Source organism: Chloroflexota bacterium (assembly GCA_016235055.1).
Lineage (GTDB): Bacteria > Chloroflexota > Anaerolineae > JACRMK01 > JACRMK01 > JACRMK01.
The window spans coordinates 1-21,444 of the sequence record JACRMK010000100.1; the positions used below are offsets into that span (position 1 = coordinate 1).

14 protein-coding genes are annotated in these 21,444 nt (G+C 64.2%); 6 read left to right on the forward strand and 8 right to left on the reverse strand.

What is annotated here, in order from left to right:
* Positions 1-47 precede the first annotated feature (47 nt).
* A complete protein-coding gene (locus tag HZB53_22610) occupies positions 48-302 on the reverse strand; it encodes a hypothetical protein (GenBank protein MBI5880453.1) in 255 nt (84 codons plus the stop codon).
* 855 nt (positions 303-1,157) lie between these two features.
* Between HZB53_22610 and HZB53_22615 the strand changes: the two genes are divergently transcribed.
* From HZB53_22615 to HZB53_22640, 6 genes are all read left to right on the forward strand, one after another.
* Complete coding sequence (locus HZB53_22615) at positions 1,158-3,362, forward strand: ATP-dependent RecD-like DNA helicase (GenBank protein MBI5880454.1); 2,205 nt, start codon at positions 1,158-1,160, stop codon at positions 3,360-3,362.
* Positions 3,350-5,203 carry a hypothetical protein gene (locus HZB53_22620; protein ID MBI5880455.1) on the forward strand — a complete coding sequence of 618 codons (1,854 nt, stop codon included), beginning with the start codon at positions 3,350-3,352 and terminating at the stop codon, positions 5,201-5,203. The genes HZB53_22615 and HZB53_22620 overlap by 13 nt, the downstream gene beginning before the upstream one ends.
* 411 nt (positions 5,204-5,614) lie before the next feature.
* The gene (locus HZB53_22625; GenBank protein ID MBI5880456.1) at positions 5,615-6,451 is read left to right on the forward strand and encodes a class I SAM-dependent methyltransferase family protein; all 837 of its coding nucleotides are present in this window, start codon (positions 5,615-5,617) and stop codon (positions 6,449-6,451) included.
* 27 nt (positions 6,452-6,478) lie between these two features.
* A complete protein-coding gene (locus HZB53_22630; protein ID MBI5880457.1) occupies positions 6,479-7,135 on the forward strand; it encodes a 1-acyl-sn-glycerol-3-phosphate acyltransferase in 657 nt (218 codons plus the stop codon).
* A 15-nt stretch (positions 7,136-7,150) separates the two neighbouring features.
* On the forward strand, positions 7,151-7,744 hold the full coding sequence (locus tag HZB53_22635; GenBank protein MBI5880458.1) for a CDP-alcohol phosphatidyltransferase family protein: 594 nt from the start codon (positions 7,151-7,153) through the stop codon (positions 7,742-7,744).
* 112 nt (positions 7,745-7,856) lie between these two features.
* Positions 7,857-8,753, forward strand: coding sequence for a phosphatidate cytidylyltransferase (locus tag HZB53_22640; GenBank protein MBI5880459.1), 897 nt, complete (start codon positions 7,857-7,859; stop codon positions 8,751-8,753).
* Positions 8,754-8,808: 55 nt separating this feature from the next.
* Here HZB53_22640 and HZB53_22645 read toward each other — a convergent pair whose 3' ends face one another.
* From HZB53_22645 to HZB53_22675, 7 genes are all read right to left on the reverse strand, one after another.
* A complete protein-coding gene (locus HZB53_22645; protein MBI5880460.1) occupies positions 8,809-9,231 on the reverse strand; it encodes a GxxExxY protein in 423 nt (140 codons plus the stop codon).
* Positions 9,232-9,613: 382 nt separating this feature from the next.
* On the reverse strand, positions 9,614-10,768 hold the full coding sequence (locus tag HZB53_22650) for an aminotransferase class V-fold PLP-dependent enzyme (GenBank protein MBI5880461.1): 1,155 nt from the start codon (positions 10,766-10,768) through the stop codon (positions 9,614-9,616).
* Positions 10,769-11,239: 471 nt separating this feature from the next.
* Positions 11,240-13,990 carry a PAS domain S-box protein gene (locus HZB53_22655; protein MBI5880462.1) on the reverse strand — a complete coding sequence of 917 codons (2,751 nt, stop codon included), beginning with the start codon at positions 13,988-13,990 and terminating at the stop codon, positions 11,240-11,242.
* Positions 13,991-14,050: 60 nt separating this feature from the next.
* Complete coding sequence (locus HZB53_22660) at positions 14,051-14,494, reverse strand: response regulator (protein ID MBI5880463.1); 444 nt, start codon at positions 14,492-14,494, stop codon at positions 14,051-14,053.
* 60 nt (positions 14,495-14,554) lie between these two features.
* Positions 14,555-15,259 carry a hypothetical protein gene (locus HZB53_22665; protein ID MBI5880464.1) on the reverse strand — a complete coding sequence of 235 codons (705 nt, stop codon included), beginning with the start codon at positions 15,257-15,259 and terminating at the stop codon, positions 14,555-14,557.
* A gap of 84 nt (positions 15,260-15,343) precedes the next feature.
* Positions 15,344-16,612 (reverse strand): DUF4118 domain-containing protein, encoded by a 1,269-nt coding sequence (locus tag HZB53_22670; protein MBI5880465.1) that lies wholly within the window; start codon positions 16,610-16,612, stop codon positions 15,344-15,346.
* Positions 16,613-17,260: 648 nt separating this feature from the next.
* The gene (locus HZB53_22675) at positions 17,261-21,433 is read right to left on the reverse strand and encodes a PAS domain S-box protein (protein MBI5880466.1); all 4,173 of its coding nucleotides are present in this window, start codon (positions 21,431-21,433) and stop codon (positions 17,261-17,263) included.
* Between the last annotated feature and the right edge of the window lie 11 nt (positions 21,434-21,444).

Here is a 21,444-nt window from a genome sequence, read left to right on the forward strand (position 1 = left end):
GCCGGGTGGGCCACGATCACCTGCGTCGGCTGGTCCACCCACGGGCGTTACATCCGCACGTGGCCGGGCCGGGCCCCACGCGGCTTGTGACGGCGCGGCGGCGTGTTCGCTTTCTGATCACGCGCGGGCGGCAGCGAGGAATTGCGCGACGTGGCCACCGGTTGTTTCAGTTGCTCCACTTCAGTGCGCAACTGCTTGACGGCGGTCTGCAGCGGATCGAGTTGGCCAAACAGACGCTCGACCAACTCGATCAACTCGGCCTTCGTCCACTGTTCCAATTGGGCGCGGTTGGGGCGTTCCATTCTGCGCTATATAACACCGTGGCAACCTGAAAGTCGCGATATGCCGTGAGCAGTTACCATCAATGAATTAGGTTGGGAGTTGGCGAATGATCGCCTTCTGGTTGAGGATTCCAGATTTAGGCAATGGCAGACCATCGGCGAACTCTTGGAACGTCTTGAAGCAGATAGGAAAAGCGTCAATGCCAAGTACTTGCAGGCGTCCCAATTGCTTCCACGTGAGCCGTTGAGGTGCGGAGCAGCACCTTACCAGGAATATGACACGCTAATCAAGGTGCGGAATGACTTTGTACATCCGAAGATCAAAACAGCGCCGACATATTTCAGAGCGTTTATGCAACGCGGGTGGACATACAATAAGCCGGACGATGAAACCAAGTTGGCTGGGTGGACATTCCAATTGGAGACACCTGAAATTGCGACGTGGGCGTGTCGAGCTGCACGAGACATCATATTACATACCCTTACCCAAATCGAGGCTATTCCAGACAGCCTTATTCAACGTACCATCGGGGAAAGGCTGCGATTCCAATGGGGACAGTCGCTAACGGATACGCGGATGCAACCGGATACGTAGGGATACGCATAGACAGATCGACTCCAACCACAGTGCTTCTACGCACGATGAGGGTATCAGATGGCTGCATGCAGGCGCGCGGCGCGTCCTGCTCTCGTCATTGGCGGTGATTCTCGTAGGGCAACCCCGACTTGCTCGCCCCTCTTGGGGGCGTCGTTACCCCGATGCGGGCACGCGCGAGGCGTGCCCCCACATCACGCGCAGCCTTCGACAGTTTGTTGGTATTCCGTGTGTACGCACATCGATGGCGACCGAAGGCCGACTTGTGCTAACATAGGGGCGTGACTGAGCCGGCCAGCATCAAGGGCAGCATCGAGCGTATCACCTTCTACAACGACGAGAACGGCTACACCGTCGCGCGCTTCGTCGCGGAGCCGGGCACCGCGTATGCCTCGCGCGAGCCGGTCACCGTCATCGGCAACATGCTCGGCGTCAACGTCGGCGAGCCGGTGCGGCTCGAAGGCGTCTGGGTCAACAACCCCAAGTATGGCCGCCAGTTCAAGGTCGAGCGCTTCACGGTCGAGTTGCCGACCACCACCGACGGCATCCGGCGCTACCTCGGCTCCGGTTTGATCAAGGGCATCGGGCCGGTCACCGCCGAGCGGATCGTCAAGACGTTCGGCGCGGACACGCTGGCCGTGATTGAGACCAACCTCGAGCGCCTGCGCGAGGTGGACGGCGTGGGACCCAAACGGATCGACGTCATTCGCCGTGGCTGGGCCGAGCAGCAGCAGATCAAGCAGGTGATGCTCTTCCTCCAGTCGTACGGCATCACGACCGGGCTGGCCGTCAAGATCTACAAGGCGTACGGCGACGCCGCGCTGGCGGTCGTGCGCAACGAGCCGTACCGCCTCGCGCGCGACATCTACGGCATCGGCTTCCTCACCGCCGACAAGATCGCCCGCGCGCTCGGCATGCTGCCCGACGCCCCCGCGCGCATCGAGGCCGGCGTGCGCCACGTGCTTGGCTCTTTCTCCGACGAGGGGCACGTCTTCGCGTTGCGTACCGACCTGCTCCAGAAGGCCGCGCTGGCGCTCGACGTGGACGGCGCGCTCGTCGAGGCGGCGATCGACCGGCTCGCGGCGGCCGGGGAGATCGTGGTCGAGGACACGGCGGTCTACCTGACGCCGTTCCACCGCGCCGAGAGCGGCGTCGCCAGCCGCGTGAGCGCGCTGATCACCAACCGCTACAGCCGCCTGGCTGAGTTCCAGACGGTCAACTGGGACGCCGAACTGGCGCGCATGCAGGCTGAAGGGCGCATTACGCTGACCGAACGCCAGCAGGATGCGGTGCGCCTGGCGCTGACGGCCAAGTTGACGGTGCTGACCGGCGGCCCCGGCACCGGCAAGACGACGACCGTGCGCGGCCTGATCGACGCGCTCAAGGCGCACAAGCGCACCTTCCGCCTGGCCGCGCCGACCGGCCGCGCCGCCAAGCGGCTGGGCGAGGCGACCGGCGAGCCGGCACAAACCCTGCACCGCCTGCTGGAGTTCAAGCCGCAGTCCGAGTCCGGCGGGCGCTTCGCGCGCGACCGCGACAACCCGCTCGACGCCGACCTGATCATCGTGGACGAGGTCTCGATGATCGACATTCTCTTGATGAACGCGCTGCTGCGCGCGGTCGACATCACGAGCCACCTGCTGCTCGTCGGCGACCCGGACCAACTGCCGTCGGTCGGGGCGGGCAACGTGCTGAAGGACCTGATCGCCGCCAGCCGCGCCGCGCCGGATCGCATCGGGCTGGTCGCGCTCGACACGATCTTCCGCCAGGCCGAGGAAAGCCTGATCGTCGCCAACGCGCACCGCATTAACCACGGCGAGATGCCGCTCTTCACCCAGTCGGCCAAGGACTTCTATCTCTTCAAGGTCGCGGAACCGGAGGCTGCGGCCGAGCGCGTGGTCAAGCTGCTGACCGAGAGCATCCCGCGCAAGTTCGGGCTTGACGCGATTGACGATGTGCAGGTGCTGTCGCCGATGCACCGCGGCGCGGTCGGCGTGGCGCAGTTGAACGTGGCGCTGCAAGGCGCGCTGAACCCGCCCGCGCCGGCGAAGCGCGAGTGGCGCAGCGGCGGGCGCATCTTCCGCATGGGCGATAAGGTGTTGCAGACGCGCAACAACTACGACAAGCAGGTCTTCAACGGCGACCTCGGCCGCGTGCAGGCGATTGATCTCGAGGAACAATCCGTCACGGTTGACTTCGACGGCGTGCGCGTGCCGTACGACGTGACCGAACTGGACGAACTGACGCACGCGTTCGCCATGAGCGTGCACAAATCGCAGGGCAGCGAATACAAAGCGGTCGTGCTGCTGCTCCTGCCCCAGCATTACATGCTATTGCAGCGCAACCTGCTTTACACCGCCATCACGCGCGCAAAGTCGCTCGTAGTGATTGTCGGCGCGCCCAAAGCAATCGCCATGGCGGTGAAAAACGACAAAGTCGCGCAGCGAAATAGCCGATTGGCTGAAAGGCTCACATGGACCCCCTGATTGTCACCAATGCGGCCGGATTCATGGGGCTGGCGCTCTCGCTCTGGCTCGGGTTCTTCAATATCACGCGCAGCCCCGCGCGTGTCATGTCGCGCGTTGCCGCCCTGACGTTGTGGGCGTGCGCCGGCTTCTTCCTGAGCCAGTTGATGTTCTACAACCAGTTGTCGGAGGTCCGCAGCGACGCCTGGCTAGCGGTCTTTCGCGTGTCGGTGATGTTCATCCCGGCGCTCTGGCTGCACACCACTGCCGAGCTGGCGATCCTCGACAAGCGGCGCATCATTCCGCTGCGGCGCGTTGTCCTGGGCGCCGCCTATGCCATCGGGCTGATCGTGCTGATCACCGATGTCGTCACCGGGCAGGCGCTGCTCGCGCCGGCCGCGACGCCGTACTCGACGGTGGTCGGCGCGAGTCGCGCGCCGAGCTTTTTCTTCCCGCTCTATGCCGTGTATGTGGCGTTCTGTGCGTACCAGTCGGCTCGTAATCTGATGGAGGCGCGCCAGATCACGGGCGGCCCGCTGGTGCGGCGGGCGGTCGAGTGGGGCATCCGCGGCACGATCATCAGCGGCGTCGGCGGCCTGTATCTGATCGGGCTGGTTCAGTTCAACGTGCCGTGGCTGAGCCTCTTTGGCGACTTCGCATTCGCGGCGGGCGTCGGGCTGGTCGGCTACTCGACCGCGCAGATCGCCGGCGCGCTCGACGGGCGCAACATCGACCGCGACTTCCGCTATACGCTGCTGGCGATCGCGGCGGTCTGCTGCGCATATATGGCGGTCGCGCTGCTGTCACAGGTCATGTACGCGGTGCCGTTCATCAGCTATGTCTTCCTGCTGCTGCTGGCCGTCGCCACGCATTCGGTCTTCGACGGCGCGCGCGGCGTGCTCGACAACCTGTTCTTTACGCCGCCGACGCGCGCGCTGCGCGCCAACCTGCGCGCACTGGCGCACGAGGCGAACGGCGATCCGAATGTGCGCTGGAATATGAATGCGCTGTTTGCGGCGCTCTGCCAGTCGCTTGGCGTCACGCGCGGCGTGCTGCTGCTGCGCGAGGGCGACGCGTACCGGATCGAAAGCGCGTACCGTTTTGCCTCGCCGCCCGCGACGGTGCCGCCGTCCGTCGTTGCCGCCTCGGAAATCACGCCGCTCAAAGGCGAGACGGTACTCGGCGCGATGGTGCTGCTGGCGCCGTTGCGGTTGATGGATCAACAGGAGGGCGCGCTGGCGCTCGGCGCCAAAGCAAGTGGCGCAAACTACTCGGCGGCCGACGAGGAGATCGTGCTCGATGCGGCCGACCAACTGAACTATCTGCTGGCGCAGTCGCGCCTGCACGAGGAGCGCACGCGGCAGTTGAACACGCAGTTGACCGAGTACCGCGAGGCTGAGCGCGCCCTGCAAGCGGAGGTGACGCAGACGGCCGCCACAGCGGCGCTTGGCGTGCCGGGCTATTCCGAAGCGGAGTTCGTCGCCGCCGTCGAGGATGCGTTCCGGCATGTGTCGGACATTGCTTACCTCGGCGAGCATCGACTGGCCGGGCTTAACCTGCTCACGGGGCGGCTGGCGCCCGGTGCAGCCACCGGCCTGGACCGCGGCCGCGCGCTGAAGGACACGCTGGTCGAAGCGCTCAATAAGCTCAAGCCGACCGCGCAGGAGCCGAAGCAGCCGTCCAACGAGTGGTATCCGTTCCTGATCCTGCGCGAGGCGTACCTGGTCGGCGTGCCGAACAAAGAGATCATGGCGCATTTCTACATCAGCGAGGGCACGTTCAATCGCACTCGCCGCCGCGCCATTCGAGCCGTCGCGCGCGTGCTGGCCGACTTGGAGGCCGAGGCTGCGCGACCGGCGTAGGGAATGCTGACCGAAGATTAACCGCAGAGAGCGCAGAGAATGCAGAGAAAACCATTTGAACCGCAAAGGACGCAAAGAGTGCAAAGAAAAGCAGAAGGTTTTCCTCTGCGTCCTTCGCGCGCTTTGCGGTTAGCTGTCTGATTCTTCTCTGCGTCCTCTGCGTGCTCTGCGGTTAGCTTATTTTCATAACTTGTAACTTCATGATGGACTTGCCCCTCCAGGACGGTCGTGGAGCGGGTTTTTGTTGTCCGCATAAATCGTCACTAGCGGCATTATCCCGGCATTTCCTCGTTTTGGCGTCTTTTGGCGTCCCCCGCTCTATCAATGGCATCTCATATCGGGTTATATGAAACTAGCGACTAGCGACTAGCAGCTAGCAACTAGCAACTAGCGACTAACCCGGAGGATATCATGCAGAACACTCTGCCTTTGAAAACCGTCAAGCCCGATCATGAGCATCTGATGACCACCCTGCTGCGCAAGTTCGGGCAGTACAGTGATAGCGTCCGGCTGGGGTTCGAGCGCGGTTTTGACTCGGGCGAGATGATGGATCGGATCTACGCCAATCACCCGAGCGGCCGCTACGGCGTCGGCTGGCTGGGCGACTGGTTCTACCTGAACCAATCCGGCTGCCGGGGCCTGCGCGGGCGCAAGGACCTGCTGAAGTTCAGCCTGCGGCAGATACTGACCGCGCAGCGCGCGCTTGGCATCCAGCCGTTCATCCTTGATATCGCGTCCGGGCCGGGCACCTATCTGGTCGAGGCGTTGGCGGCCGAGAATGGCGGCGTGCAGGCGCTTTGCCGCGACCTGGATGAGAACGGCTTGCGCCGGGGGCGCGCGCTGGCCGGCATGTACCGGCTCGGAAACATCCGCTACGAGCAGGCCAACGCCTTCGACGAAGCGAGTCTGCAAACCGTGTCGCCGCGGCCGACGATCATCGTCTCGTCCGGGTTCTACGAAATCCTGACCGACGGCGCGATGATTCGCCGCTCGATGCAGATTGTGGGGCGCGTGCTCGATCCCGGCGGCACGTTCATCTTCACGACGCAGGTCAACCACCCGCAATTGAAGCTGATCGCTAACTCACTGGTCAACCGCGAAGGCAAGCCGTGGGTGATGGTCAACCGCCCAGTCGCGGATGTGGAGCAGTGGGCGCGCGAGGCCGGCTTCGCGACGGTCGCCACGTCGCTCGAACCGAGCGGCATCTTCGGCGTCAGCGTCGCCCGGTTCGCCGGGAACGCGGCGTGAGGTGACGCGAACATGAAAGGAGCGACCATGCCTGCCACGTATCACGCGCCGCTGCCCGCTGCGCAGTCGCCGCGCATGCGCCGCATCGCGACCTGGTTCCAGGAGCACGTCGTCTTCCGCGCGCTCGGCGCGGTGGCCGACATGCAAGTGCGCGGCGCGGAGAACCTGCGCGGCCTGTACTCGCCGTGCATCATCATCGCTAACCACACGAGCCACCTGGACACGCTCTGCCTGATGTTCGCCCTGCCGTGGCGGCTGCGCTTCAAGCTGGCGGTGCCGGCGGCCGCGGACTACTGGTTCCGCAGCGCCATCGTGGGCGGGCTGGCCTCGCTGTTTTTCAACCTGGTGCCGATGCGCCGCAGCGGCTGCCCGCTGACCGACATGAAGCGGATGGACGACCTGCTGGCGCGGCGCTGGTCGCTGATCATCATGCCGGAGGGCACGCGCTCGCTCAGCGGAGCGATGGGCCGCTTCAAGCCGGGCGCGGCGACGCTGGCAATCTGGCACGGCGTGCCGGTGCTGCCGGCGCGCATCGCCGGCGCGTACGAGGTCATGCACAAGGGGCAGCACGTCCCGCGTCACGGGCGCATCACGGTCACGCTCGGCCAGCCGATCCGGTTCGCACCGGACACCGACAGCCGCGCGGCGACCGCTCAACTGGAAGCGGCGGTGCGCGCGCTGTAGGCACGGGAGGACACCATGGGCATCTACTCGACCAAGGCAGGGTTTCAAGCGCGCTTCGCGCCGGCAATACACTGGCTGGCGGCGCACCATGTGAGCGCCGACGCGCTGACGCTATCCGCCGTGCTGCTGGCTGCGCTGGGCGGCGGCCTGCTGGCCGCCAGCCCGCAGTCACCTCTGCTGCTCGTTGCCGTGCCGTTCTGCCTGCTGGGACGGCTGATGCTGAACGTGCTCGACGGGCAGGTGGCGCGCGCGACCGGCACGGCGCACCCGGCGGGCGAGTTGTTCAACGAGTTCGCCGACCGCGTCAGCGATTTGCTCGTCTTCGGCGGGCTGGCCTGGGCCTGCGACAGCCCGCTCGGCTGGGCGGTGATCAGCCTGATCCTGCTGTCGTCGTACGTGGATATCCTGGGCAAGAGCCTGACGGGCCAGCGCACCTACGCGGGCATCATGGGCAAGGGTGACCGGATGATCTGGCTGTCGCTGTGCGCGCTCGCCGTGGCGATCAGCGGCTGGAGCGGCGTGTGGACACTCTGCTGGGTGGTGCTCGCGGCCGGTGCGCTGGTGACGACGCTGCAGCGGTTGAAGGCGATCCGGCAAGTGTTGCCGTAGTGGGGAGGGAGAAGACATCAAACCCACCACGGAGGCACACAAAGAAAACCTTTGTGAATGTGCTTGGTGTCTTGGTGGTGAACAAATGCTGGTGTAGTGCGGGGAGGTTGACATGTTGACCGAACTGAACTTCGTCTGGGACATTGCGCAGCCGCTGGCGGCGATCTTCGGCGCGGCGTATGTGCTGGTGCCGCTCGTTGAACTCAAGCGCCACATCGCGCTGAAGCAGAGCGTCATCTTCCAGCGTGTGCAGACCTGGACGGTCATCTGCGCCATTGTGCTCATCGCGCTGGCGCTTGGGGCGCCGGGTGTCGCCGTGCTGTTTGCGGCGATCGCGTGGCAGGGTGCCCGCGAATACGCGCGGGTGTCGGGGCTGACCGGCGCGTACCGGACGCTGCTGCTCGCCGCGTCGCCGCTGGCGGTGGTCGCTGCGTGGCTGTTCCCGCCGGCGCTGGCGCTGCTGCCGTTCGCCTTTGTGCTGGTGCTAACCGTGCCGCCGCTCGTCCGGCAGTCCGTGACGGGAATCGCCGAGCCGATAAGCCGCGCGGCGTTCGGATTCGTGTGGATCGCCTGGCCGCTGGCGCATGCGCCGCTGCTGGTCGAGCGCGAGGGCGGGGTGGTCTGGCTGACGGTCGCCATGCTCGGCGTGAGCATGAGTGACGTCGGCGCAGGGTCGGTGGGCATGCTGTTTGGGCATCGCAAGCTGGCGCCGGTGGTCAGCCCGGGCAAGACGTGGGCGGGCGCGTTCGGCAACGTGCTCGGCGCGGCGCTGGCGCTGGTCGTATTGAGCCCGTGGCTGCCCGCGCGCGATCCGGCGCCGCTGCTCCTGCTCGCCGTCGCCATCGCCGCCGCCAGCCTGTGGGGCGACCTGATCGAGTCGCTGGTCAAGCGCGCCAGCGGCGTCAAGGATGCCGGCGCGCTGCTGCCCGGCTTCGGCGGCATCCTCGACCGGATCGACAGCCTGCTCGTCGCGCTGCCGGTGGTGTACTACGCGACGATGGTGATGTGAAGGCGGGCGTTTGGAACACGAGAATCACGAAAGGGGCGAAAAGCGCGAAAGGGTGCTATTCAGCCGGGCGTGATGGAGTTGGCGTGTTGACGAAGCGGCGAACGCCGATTGGCTTCTGGCCGAAGTTGATCAACAGGCAGATGCGGTATTGGCCCTGTTTGAGATACAGCAGGCACTGCTCCACATCTTCGGGGCGCATGGTCGATGCCGCCTTCGTCTCCAGAATCAACTCATCCCGGCCGTCGTCGATCACGAAGTCCACGCGACGGCGCGTGACCACGACGCCATCATACGCTATCAGCACCTCGACCTCGCGCTCAAAGGCGACGTCCTGTTTCGGCAGGGCCAACTCGAGTGCGCGCTGGTAGTCGACCTCCATGCAGTGCAGACCCAATTGTTTCTGCACATCGATGCACGCAGCGATCACCTTGGCCGACAGCGGCTCGAAGGTGTGTTTGCCGGGTTTGCTGGTCGTCAAGGTGGCCTCCGCAATGTTAACGGCGTTTGGAACACGAACGCCACGAAATCACACGAAAGAGCGTGAACGCCGTGATGGCGCGCATCCCTTTCGCACCTCTCGCGTCATTTCGCGCAGTTCGTGTTCCAAAGTGCCTCGCGCCCCAGGTCAGCGCAACCTTGCAGAGCACGAACGCCGCGAAAGAGCGTGAACGCCGCGATGGCGCACCCCCCTTTCGCGCCTCTCGCGTCATTTCGCGCAGTTCGTGTTCCAAAGTGCCTCGCGCCCCAGGTCAGCGTAACCTTGCAGAGCACGAACGCCGCGAAAGAGCGTGAACGCCGCGATGGCGCGCATCCCTTTCGCGCCTCTCGCGTCATTTCGCGCAGTTCGTGTTCCAAAATGCCTACGCGTCCAATATCCTCGCCAGCCCGTCCAGCAGGCGGTCTACGTCGGTGGGTGTGTTGTACGCCTGGATCGAGACGCGCACGAACGGTTTGCCCTGCCATGTCACGATCGGCGCCTCGACGCCGAACTCGTCGTACAGCCGCGTCTTGAGCGCCGCCGTGTCGCACGGCGGCAGGGGCGCGCTGAACATCTGCATATACCAGTCCGTCGCGTCGGGCGCGATCGGCGGCAGGCTGGTCAATGCGCCGATGCGTATGCGCGCCTCCCGCGCCAATTCATGGCAGCGCAGGCGCATGTTATCCCAGTCATGCTCCGCCAGGAAGCGCAGGCCGTCCGGCACGGCCAGGTACGCCGCCGGGTCGCGCGTGCCGGTCCACTCCTGCTCGTCCACGAAGCGCGACGGTCCCGGCCGCTCCGACTCGTAGCCCCACGAGACGACCAACGGCTCGATGAGCGACTGCCGGTCCGGCCGCGCGTAGAGGAAGGCCGAGCCCTTCGGGCAGTTCGCCCACTTGTGCAGGTTCGAGGAGTAGAAGTCCGCGCCGAGCGCCTGCATGTCGAGCGGGAGCTGCCCGACGGCGTGCGCGCCGTCCACGATGCTGATGATGCCCGCCGCGCGCGCGCGGCGACACAACTCGGTCACCGGGAAGATCAGCGCGGTTGGCGACGTGATCTGGCTCCAGAAGATGACTTTGGTGCGCGGCGTGACGCCGGCCCAGAACTGCTCGACGAACGCCTCCGGCGTCGTGACCGGCAGCGGAATCGGTTGGTGCGTGTATACCGCACCGGTCTGCTTGCACAGGAAGCGCCAGGTGCGGTCGAGCGCGCCGTACTCGTGATCGGTTGTCAGGATTTCGTCGCCGGGCTGCAGCGCCAGGCTGCGCGCGACAATGTTCAGCCCGGTCGTCGCGTTCGGCACAAACACGACGTTGTCTGCCGCCGTGTGCAGGTACGCCCCGAGCGCGGCGCGCGCCTCGGCCATCAACCCACCGAAGCGGCGGCCGAGGAACTCGACCGGCTGGTGCTCCAGTTCGCGCTGCCACCACTGGTACTTCTCGAACACCGGACGCGGCGTCGCGCCGAACGAGCCGTGATTGAGGAAGGCGATCTGCGGGTCAATGAGAAACAGATCTTTGGGAAGCGGGTATGTAATCATGGCGAAGAATGTGGCACAAAGCAGAGATTAAACACAAAGACACAAAGCAAATCTTAAACGGGTCGTTATGAGGCTCCTGATTCAACAGATCGGATATTGGGCATGGCAGCATCTATGCTCACTGCAGAGCACGCAGAGATCGCAGAGAAATACTTTGTGTCTTGGTGTCTTTGTGTTGATCTGGTTGCGCATAACCATGTCTCTGTCGCGGTTTCACGATATTGCCGCGCGGCGCAGGGTGAACCAGACGCCGAGCGCGACCGCTTCCATGGCGATCGCAAACACGGCCAGCGCGGTCAACGACAGATCGTACAGCGCGCCCATCACCGCGCCGGAATGACGGACGGACGCGCCACCCCCCCCTCGTCATTCCGGCATGCTTCTGGCCGGAATCCACTCTGTGGCGTATCGTGTCGGCGCGGAGGTGGGCTCCGGCTTACTACACGCCGGCATGACGATGCGCACGCGTCACCCCTTGCCGATCTCCGCCAGGAACGCCTCCACCGCGCGCGGGTCGAAGTGCTGCCCCGCCTGCGCCCGGATGTGCGCGATGACCTTCGCTTCCGGCCAACCTTGGCGGTAAGGGCGGTCCGAGCACAGCGCATCCCACACATCCACGACCGCAAAGATGCGCGCCACCAGTGGTATCTGCTCGCCCTTCAGCCCGCGCGGGTAACCCGTGCCATCCCATTTCTCGTGATGACAGTAGGGGATGTCGAGCGCGGGTTGCAGGTACGCGATCGGCGCCAGCATCTCATACGCATAGACCGGGTGCTTGCGCATCAATTCCCATTCCGGCTCGCTGAGCGGCCCCGGCTTGAGCAGGATGTTGTCCGGCACCCCCATCTTGCCGATGTCGTGCAGCAGCGCGCCGCGGCGCACCTGCACCAGTTCGCTGTCGCTGAAGCCCATGGCGCGCGCCAGGTGCAGCGTCAGGGTGGTGACGCGCTGGGTATGTCCTTCGGTCTCCTTGTCGCGCAGATCGAGCGCGCGCGACCAGCCCTCGATGGTGGCATCGTACGCCAGCGAGAGGTTCAAGTTGGAGCGCTGCAGGCCTTCAAAGAGTTGGGAATTGTCAACGGCAATCGCCGCCTGACCGGCGAGCGTGTCAAGAAACTCCAGCCAGGGCGGATCGGGGTCAAGCGGTGCGCGGTGGAATACTTCGAGCACGCCCTTGACCTGTCCTTTGGCGATCAGCGGCACACCGTAGTAGGCCGCCAGGCCCTCCTGCTGCCACAGCGTCGCAAAGTGGGAACTCGCCTGCACCGTAGCCGCATCGGTCGCGCGCACCATGCGCCGCTCCAGCACGGCGCGGCCGGCGAAATCCTCCCCGACGCGGATGCGCGCCGTCTGCGCCTGGCGCGTGCGAAAACCGCGTCCGTCGGCGTATGTCAGCGTCTGGGTATAGGGATCGAGCAGCAACACCGCGGCGCAGTCCACCCCCAGTCGGGCGGTGACGTGCTCGAGTAGTATGCTGAGCGTAACGCGCAGGTCCATGCTGCCGCTGATGGCGAGGTCGATGTCGTGCAGCGCCTGCAATTGCGACAACTGGCGCACTGTTTCTTCGTGCAGCCGCATGCGGTGCAGCGCCGCCCCGCCCATCTCCGTCAGCGACTCGAGCAGTTTCAGTTGCTCCGGCGTGATCGGGCGCGCGGTCGGCATCGAGACGAACATGACCCCGACCGGCGTCGCGCCGGTGCGGATCGGCAGGCACGCGCCGCCCCAGCCAGCCGGCACCTGCTCGCGCGTCGAGGCGCGGGCGAGCGGGTCGCCCCGAAACTCCGCGGTAAGATAGGATTGACCGCCGGCGAAGACCGTTCCGGCAATGCCCACGCCGGGTTTCATCGGCGTCTTGCCCAGTTGCCGGAACCAGTCGCGTTCGACGGCGGCGCGCAGTTCGCCGCTATCGGGGTGATAGAGCCAGATGGCGCCGGCATCGGTTTCCAGCGCGGCCAGCGTTTCGTCGAGCAGGATCGGCAGCGCCTCGCCGAGGGTTTGGGCGGTGCGCAGGGCCGCGGAGATGGTGTGCAGCGCTTCCAGTTCCACCAGCCGCCGGCGCAGTTGTTCCTCCGCCTGCTTGCGCGCCGTGATGTCGGCTGCCACACCCACGATCCCGGCCACCCGGCCGTTCGTATCCCGCAGCGGGCCGATGTGGTTCTCGAAATGCACGCCGTGCAATTCATTGAGCGCCGTCACAATCTCGCCGGCCAGCGCGCGCCGAATGATCTCCTCCCCGGTTATCGTTTTTCCCGTGCGCTCGACAAAAGGCATCGCGCCATAGAGTTCGAGCGCGGACGTGCCGACGTTTTCGCCGGGCTTCAATCCGACTTGCTCCAATCCTTTGCCTTCGGACAGCGTGAAGATGCCGTTGATATCCGTGGCAAAGATCGTGATGGCGATGCTGTTCAAAACGGCACGCAGTTGCGATGCCGTTTCGTGCAGCGTCATCTCCGCCCGTTTGCGCTCGGTGATGTCGCTGGCCGTGCCGCGCACGACCGGGACCGCGAGTCCCTGACTCCGCAGGGTGTTGTTGTATTCCCAGATACGTCTTTCGCCGTGTTTGGTGTCCACGAACATCAAGCCGCTCGCGCTGCCTGTGGCTTGAATTTCAGCCAGATAACCCGCAAAGCGGTCACGGAATTCGGACGCCAGAATATCCTGCAGGTTCATCCCCAACAATTCATTTTCAGCGTACCCTGTGATCCGCGTCGCCGCCGGATTCGCCGAGAGGATATTCCCTGTTAAATCATGGATGCAGATGAGATCGTGGCTGTGTTGCACCAAATCTCGGTAGCGCTCCTCGCTTTCGCGCAACACCTCCGCCGCGTGGCGTTGTTCATCGCGCAGACGTTTCTGTTCGAGCGCATTCTTCACCGCCGGGCCCAACCGCCCCAGCCTGTCCTTCAGCAAATAGTCAGCCGCGCCCTGTTTTATGCACTCGACAGCAGCGTCTTCTCCGATCGTGCCGGATACTAGGATGGACGGGATGTCGAAACCGCTCGCCCGCAGAATTTGCAGTGCGTGCAGACCGTCGAATTGCGGCAGGCGGTAGTCGGAGAGGATAATGTCCAGTGTCGGGTTGAGAGCCGAACGATACGCCTCCTCGGTCTCCACGCGCTGCCATTCCGGCTCGAATCCGCCGCGACGCAATTCGTGCACGAACAACTCGGTGTCCGCCGGGTTGTCTTCCAGAATCAGAACGCGCAAGTGGACTGGCATCTTTTCCTCCCCGGGTGATGGACGCGGGTCGAGACTGAGACTGCGCTTGATATGCGAGAGTCAACTCGCGGGGGGCCGGTTGAGCAGCATCCAGTACAGCTCCAGTTGCCGCACGGCTTCGGTGAATTGCTCGAAATCCACGGGTTTGACGATGTAGCTGTTGACGCCCAGGTTGTAGCTTCGGACGATATCGCCTTCCTCGCGCGATGAGGTCAGCACCACGATCGGTATCGTCCGCGTGCGCGCGTCGGACTTGACCCGCTGCAGCACTTCCAGCCCGTCCACCTTCGGCAACTTCAGATCGAGCAGCACGACCTTCGGGGCTTGATCCACGTTGCGGCCGGCGTAGGCCCCAACGCCGAAGAGGTACTCCAGCGCCTCGGCCCCGTCGCGTACGACGTGGATGCGGTTCGTCAGGTTGTTGCGCTTGAAAGCGTGAAGGGTCAGTTCCACGTCGTTCGGGTTGTCCTCGACGAGCAGGATTTCGACCGGGTTATCCAGCATGCCTGTCTCCCTGTTGATATTCCGATGTGCGCCGAGCCAAATGGAAAACTCTGTTTCGCGCTATGCGCGCGCTTGCTCCGCAATGGACTCAACTCCGTAGCGCCGCCGGACGATGGCCGGTGGGAGATACGCGAGCAAAATCCCGACGGCCGCGCCCAGCCCAATCAGCCGGCTGACAATTTGCCACCAATCGGCCTGCGATAAACCGGCCACCGAGGCCACGAACGCGCTGCCAAACCAAAATACGAGACACCACGAGACGAGCAGGATACGATAACGCTGCGTCGCCTCGCGCACGCGGAAAAAAAGCGTGAAATACGCGAGCGAAGCCAAAATCTGCGGGAATACGAGCAAGACGAGCGCCGCCGCAAAAAACGGATCCGTGCGTGGATGCGCGTAAACCAGCCGAGTCGTCCACCGCTCGATTTGCACGCGGGCCGGATCGCTCGCGGCGATAGCGTAAACCAGCAAAACGAAATAGAGCGCGTAGAAAATCGCGAGCGGCGCCAGGAACCGCGGACTCCCTGTGAAGAGATAGACGAGATAGTAGAGCAGCCCCCACAGCGCGATGCAGATGAGCAAGATGTTGATGTACGTCAGCGCCACAAAGAGCGGAAGGGAGGCGATGTTGAACGCACCGAACAAATTCACGATGGCGCTCATCAGCGTCGTCGCGGCGAGACAATACCACCAAAGCCCGAACAATCGCCAGGCGAGCCGCGCCTCCGAGTTGGAAACGGTCCGTTGGCCCAGGCGCGCGGCCACATAGGTGTAAATCGCCGCTGACACGACCGAAAAGCATGTGCTAATCAACAGCGTGATTTGGATCACCGTCGCCTCCGTTACCGATCAGACCAATTCCCGCGCGCGTTCCGCCACTTCATCGACCGGCTCGCTGACCTGCGGAGGCGCTGCGGGTTCAATCCATGGCAGCGAGAAATGAAACGTGGCGCCGTCGTCCACGCGACCTTCCGCCCACACACGGCCGCCGTGCCGGTGGACGATGCGCTGAACAATCGCCAGCCCGACCCCCGTGCCTTCGTAATCTTCAGAACGGTGCAAACGCTGAAAGGTGCCGAACAGCTTGCCAACGTATTCCATATCGAAGCCGACGCCGTTATCGTTGACGGAAAACACCTGCTCGTCGTTCCCCTTTGTCCAACCGATGTCAATGCGCGCGAGGTCGCGCTTGCGCGTGTACTTGAGCGCATTAGACAGCAGGTTGATCCAGACCTGCTTCAACAAACGCGGGTCGGCCTGACATACGGGCAATGCCTGCCCCGCATCGGCCGACGGGTCGCCGACCGTGAACTCGACACGTCGCCCATTCGTCTCTGCGCGTAGCTCGTCAATCGACTGGCGAACCAGCGCCGTCATTTGAACCGGCTGCTTCCTGAGCGGTTGGCGGCTGAGACGCGAGAGCGTCAGCAGATCGTCCACCAGCGTCCCCATTTGCCGGGTGTTGTCGCGCACTAGATTGATATAGCGCAAGGCTTCGGGGACGAAGTGGCCCGCGTGCTCTTCAAGCAGGATGCGCGAAAATCCGTCGATCGCGCGCAAGGGCGCACGCAGGTCGTGTGAAACCGAGTACGAGAATGCCTCCAGTTCCTTGTTGGCGGCTTCGAGGTCGTTGTTGGTAGCCGCGAGTTCTTTGTTGGCCGCTGCAAGCGCTGTATTTGCGACTTCGAGCTGCTCTTTGGCTTGCTTCGCCTGTGCGCTGGCGCGACGCATCGCCTCGGCCACGGATGAAATCATCGCGCACGTTATGCAGAAGACCGCCAAGCCCAGCCAATCAGCGGAATCTACGATGAAAGGTTGCGCAACAAGTACCGGCCATAAGTATAGTATCGTGAGACAACTGAGCAATGTCCCCAGCAGGCCGGCAGCAAGGCCCCCGTAGAGTGCGGCGACCATTACGGCCGGATAGAACGTGAGCCACGCAAGACGCACTCTAAGATCTTGTAGTGGCCATAGCCGCAGGGCAGCGGCTACGGCGATAAGGACTGTGGCAACGATATAGGGTTGCCATGCGTAGCGGAATGTCTTCTGTGTATCCATTTGCGCCCTCATCTCGTCAACAGCGAAATCAGCAGTCGTTGTTGATTGATTAACGCTCATGTGGGATCGGGCGTTACTTCGTCGCCCAATCCTGGCACATGGTTCCTTTTTTTTCTCCCGTGCCACGGGCGAGAAAGGCTCAGGGAATTATGGCTTCGCGCCTCGCCAGCGAACACGGCGATAGCACTGATTGATAGGGGGTGCGGTCCTCGGCTGTCCTCGCGCCGAACGAAACGCGGATGGGTGGCTTGACGTGGGCGGTATTGTTCGCTTGCGGGGTCTGCCGGACTTGGCACAGCCCAATTTCCGGCGTGTCACGCCGGTCGCAGAGTGAAAAGCTGATTCCGGCGAGCTGGCGGCGCGATGGTGTAGTGAAATAGGTACGCGCCAAACCGCCTTCAAGTGCGGCGGGGGTGCTGCCTTGCTTTTGGCGCTGCCCAATCATCCTCCCTCTCTCCGATACTTCGTCTTGCACACCAACGATGCCGCGGGTCGGCGCTTGTCGTGGCATAAATGCGTTCCCTCAGGTGGGTTCATTGTATACCCGCTGTCGCGCCGTCGTCTAATCGGCACGCCCGCTGTCAGGCATCGGCGCGACAGAAAGTCGCCGTGCTTTTCGCGTGAGCGTTAATCCGATACTGCCGCTCGCTAAAACAGAACGGGATGCGGGAAGCCATACAAACGCAGGCCAAGCGGCCTGCGCGAGCGTCACCCGTGGCCCTGTTCCGCCAGGAACGCGCCCACCACGCGCGGGTCGAAGTGCCTCCCGGCTTCCGCGCGGATGTACACCAACGCCTCCGCTTCCGACCACGCTTTGCGGTACGTCCGGTCGGAGTTCAGCGCATCCCACACGTCCACCACCGCGAAAATGCGCGCCGTCAGCGGGATCTGCTCGCCCTTCAGCCCGCGCGGATAGCCCGTGCCGTCCCATTTCTCATGATGACAATACGGAATGTCGAGCGCGGGTTGCAGGTACGCGATCGGCGCCAGCATCTCATACGCATAGACCGGGTGCTTGCGCATCAACTCCCACTCCGACGCGCTCAACGGCCCCGGCTTGTGCAGGATGCTGTCCGGCACGCCCATTTTGCCGATGTCGTGCAGCAACGCCCCGCGCCGCACGTGCACCAACTCGCCGTCGCTCAATCCCATCGCCCGCGCCAGCCGCAGCGTCAGCGCCGTCACACGCTGCGTATGCCCTTCGGTCTCCTTGTCGCGCAAATCCAGCGCGCGCGACCAGCCTTCGATGGTGGCGTCGTACGCCAGCGACAGGTTCAGGTTCGAGCGTTGCAGACCTTCAAAGAGCTGCGCACTGTCAATCGCAATCGCCGCCTGGCCCGCCAGCGTTTCGAGCAAGTCCAGCCAGTGCGCGTCGGCGGTCAGCGGCGTGCGGTGGAACACTTCCAGCACGCCCTTGACCTGCCCTTTGGCGATCAGCGGCACGCCGTAGTATTCCGCCAGGCCCTCCTGCTGCCACAGTAGCGCAAAGTGCGGACTCGCCGCCGCCGCATCGGTCGCGTGCACCATTCCTCGCTCCTGCACGGCCCGGCCGGCGAAACCCTCCCCGACGCGCACGCGCGCCGTCTGCGCCTGACGCGTGCGGAGGCCGCGCCCGCTGGCGTATTCGAGTATATGCGTATATGGGTTGAGCAGCAGCACGGCGGCAGCGTCTACGCCCAACTGCGCTGTGACGTGCTCCACGAGGACGTCCAGCGTAATGCGCAGGTCCGTGCTGGCCGAAATAGCGCGGTCGATGTCGTGCAGCGCCTGCAACTGCGACAACTGGCGCATCGTCGCTTCGTGCAGGCGCATGCGGTGCAGCGCCGCGCCGGCCATCTCGGCCAGCGACTCGAGCAGTTTGACTTGCTCCGGCGTGAGCGGGTGCGTGGCCGGCTTCGAGACGAACAGCACCCCGACCGACGTTGCGCCGGTGCGGATCGGCAGGCACACGCCGCCCCAGCCGGCCGGCACCCGCTCACGCGTTGCCTCGCGCGTCAGCGGATCACTCCGAAATTCGGCGGTACGGTGCGCTTGGCCGCTGGCAAACACGGTGCCGCCGATCCCTTCGCCCGGTTTCAACGCGGTGATGCCCAGCGGCTCGAACCAGCCGCGGGCGATGGCGGCGTGCAGATCGTCGCTCGCGGGCTGGTAGAGCGAAATGGCGCCGGCGTCGGTTTCCAGCGCAGCCAGCGTTTCGTCCAATAGAATCGGCAGCGCCTCATCGATGGTTTGGGCGGAGCGCAGGGCCGCGGAGACGGTGTGCAGCGCTTCCAGTTCGGCCAGCCGCCGGCGCAGTTGTTCCTGCCCGCGCATGCGCTCGCTAATGTCGCTGACGATGACCTGCACGGCCGGTTTGCCCTGGTATGACAAAGGCGTGGCCATGACCTCCACGTCGATGGGGGTGCCGTCCAATCTCAAAAATACCTCTTCGACCGGGTAAAGCCCCGCTTCACCCGCCATCATACGGCGCATGCGTTGCAGCGTCTCCTGCAACTGAGCCGGATGAATGATGTCCTGCACGGAACGACCGATGAGGCGATCCACCGAATCCGCGCCCAGCAGGCGCGCACCGGACGGGTTGGTAAAAACAATCTTGCCGTCAGCATGCACGGCAATCCCAACCGGGGCCGCGTCAAACAGGTTGTGGTAGCGCTCCTCGCTCTCGTGCAATGCGTTCTCGGCGCGCTTGCGCTCGGTGATGTCTTGAATAGTGCCGGACATGCTCACGACGCTGCCCTGGTCGTCAACGGTCAACTGACCCAGGCCGTGCACCCAGCATTCGGCCTTGTCGTTGTGCCTGATGATTCGGTATTCCTTGTCAAAACGGGCGCGCCGACCGATGACCTCGTTCGCAAAATAGTCCAGCATCGGTTGTCGGTCGTCGGGGTGGATCAACGCCGCCCAACCTGCCACCGAACGTTCGTACGTTTGATCTATTCCAAACAGCGCATCGAGCACAGCCGAACTCGTCCATACACCCGTGGGGAAGGCCAGCACATAACTGCCGAGGCCCGCGATGATTTGCGCTTCGGTCAGCAACCTTTCGCTGTCGCGCAATGCCTCCTCGGCCCGCTTGCGCTCGGTAATATCACGTGAAATGCCGACGGTGCCGGTCACCTGGCCGTCACGATCTCTGATCGCTACTTTGGTGGCCGACAGCCAGCGTGGTTGTCCAGCGGCAGTTGGATTGAATTCGATCCGATCCACGATCGGCTGCCCGGTTTCGACGATCCGCTGCTCTTCGCTGTAGAACGCGCGCGACTGCTCAGGCGGCTGAAAATCGGCATCGGTCCTGCCGACGGCCTGCTCGGGGTCGGCCACGCCCAAAAAGCGGGCCTGAGCGCGGTTGATGCGGGTGAAGCGGGAGGCCGTATCCTTGAAATAAACCTGGTCGGGAATGTTGTCCATGAGCGCGTACAGCAAGTCGCGCTCATGAGCCAGCGCCTCCTCCGCCTGCTTGCGCTCGCTGATGTCCACGAACATGGCGCGGGTGCCGGATACGCGCCCGGCGGCGTCCCGCTCGGGCTTTGATCGCAATAGGGTGGGCACGCTTCGTCCATCGCGGGTTAGCAATGCGCGCTCTTCAGCCATAAACTCGCCGGCCAGCGCGCGCGGGAAACCTTCGACCAGCAGGCGGCGCGAAGCGGGTGTGTACACGTCGGCCAGCGGTCGCCCGACAAGCTCGTCGCGGCTGTAGCCCAGCGTCTGCGCGAATAGCCCGTTGCAGTCCGCAATCACCGGGGCGCCCTCGATCGTGGTGGTGGTAGCATACATCGCCGGCGCATCCTCAAACAGCTCGCGGTAGCGCTGTTCGGCGCGGCGCACCGCCTCTTCTGCCTGCTTGCGCGCCGTGATGTCGCGGCTGATGCCCATCACGGCCGTCACGGCCCCCGATTCATCGCGCAGCGGCACCAGCCAGGTGCTGATCCACGTCTTGCGCTCGTCGAAGCGGAGGGGGGACTCGACAAACTGCGGCTGCCCGCTGTCGAACACGCGCTGCAGTGACTGCCTCTGCGGCCCGGCAATCTCGGGCGGGAACAAATCGCCCCGCGCTTTGCCGATCATCTGCTCTGGCGTCGTGCCAAACTGCCGCGCGGCAAACGTGTTGACGTATTGCACGCAGTCCGCGCGGTCAATCACAAAAACCATGTCGGGCGCGGCTTCGGCCAGCGCGCGGTAGCGCGCTTCGCTCTCGCGCCGCGCCTCATCGGTCTGCTCGCGCTCGCGGAGATTGGCCAGCAGCCGATCCGCTTCGTGCCGCGGCTGTTCCGGCTTCAGAAACTCGTCGGGCGGGACATAGTAGAAGTTCCGGCACACCATGCCGCCCGCGATGACCAGCGGGTGGGTGCGGATCACGTCGAGGATGATCTCCGGGCTGAAACGCGCGCGATTGTACTGGCAGATCGCCAGCACGTCATGCGCCGGCAAGAACCGATTGAGCTTGGCCTCGTATTCGATCAATCGCTCAACGCCGAGCTCGCTGCCCAACTGCCAGGTCATCTCGCCCGTCACACGCAAGGCTGAGAAACCGGCGGCTTTCGCGCCGCGCGTGGATTCCGCCAGGAAATCGATCATCCAGTCGGGGTCGAACGTGCCCTGCTTGAGGTAGGCATCGCGCTTGCTGAGGATAGCCAGCGCGCCCGAGCGCCGCGCCGCGCCGGTATCGATCCCGCCGCCCTGCAGCGCCTCCAACACGGTCTGCGCCGTGTTGTCGTCGGCGATATAGCTGCACTGCTCACCCCGTTCCAGCCCGATACGTACGAACGGAATCAGGGCGGCGAACTGCTCTGCGTGGGTTTCGTAGATCAGGCACAGGTGGTCATGGACGGCGAGACGTTCGATGGCCGCTCGCAGCGATGGACTGGATTCGTAGGTATCCACGACGACCTCCT

Coding starts and splice junctions, on each gene's coding strand:
- HZB53_22610 (MBI5880453.1), bottom strand. CDS start 302: ATGGAACGCCCCAACCGCGCCCAATTGGAACAGTGGACGAAGGCCGAG.
- HZB53_22620 (MBI5880455.1), top strand. CDS start 3,350: ATGGACCCCCTGATTGTCACCAATGCGGCCGGATTCATGGGGCTGGCG.
- HZB53_22625 (MBI5880456.1), top strand. CDS start 5,615: ATGCAGAACACTCTGCCTTTGAAAACCGTCAAGCCCGATCATGAGCAT.
- HZB53_22630 (MBI5880457.1), top strand. CDS start 6,479: ATGCCTGCCACGTATCACGCGCCGCTGCCCGCTGCGCAGTCGCCGCGC.
- HZB53_22635 (MBI5880458.1), top strand. CDS start 7,151: ATGGGCATCTACTCGACCAAGGCAGGGTTTCAAGCGCGCTTCGCGCCG.
- HZB53_22640 (MBI5880459.1), top strand. CDS start 7,857: ATGTTGACCGAACTGAACTTCGTCTGGGACATTGCGCAGCCGCTGGCG.
- HZB53_22655 (MBI5880462.1), bottom strand. CDS start 13,990: ATGCCAGTCCACTTGCGCGTTCTGATTCTGGAAGACAACCCGGCGGAC.
- HZB53_22660 (MBI5880463.1), bottom strand. CDS start 14,494: ATGCTGGATAACCCGGTCGAAATCCTGCTCGTCGAGGACAACCCGAAC.
- HZB53_22670 (MBI5880465.1), bottom strand. CDS start 16,612: ATGAGCGTTAATCAATCAACAACGACTGCTGATTTCGCTGTTGACGAG.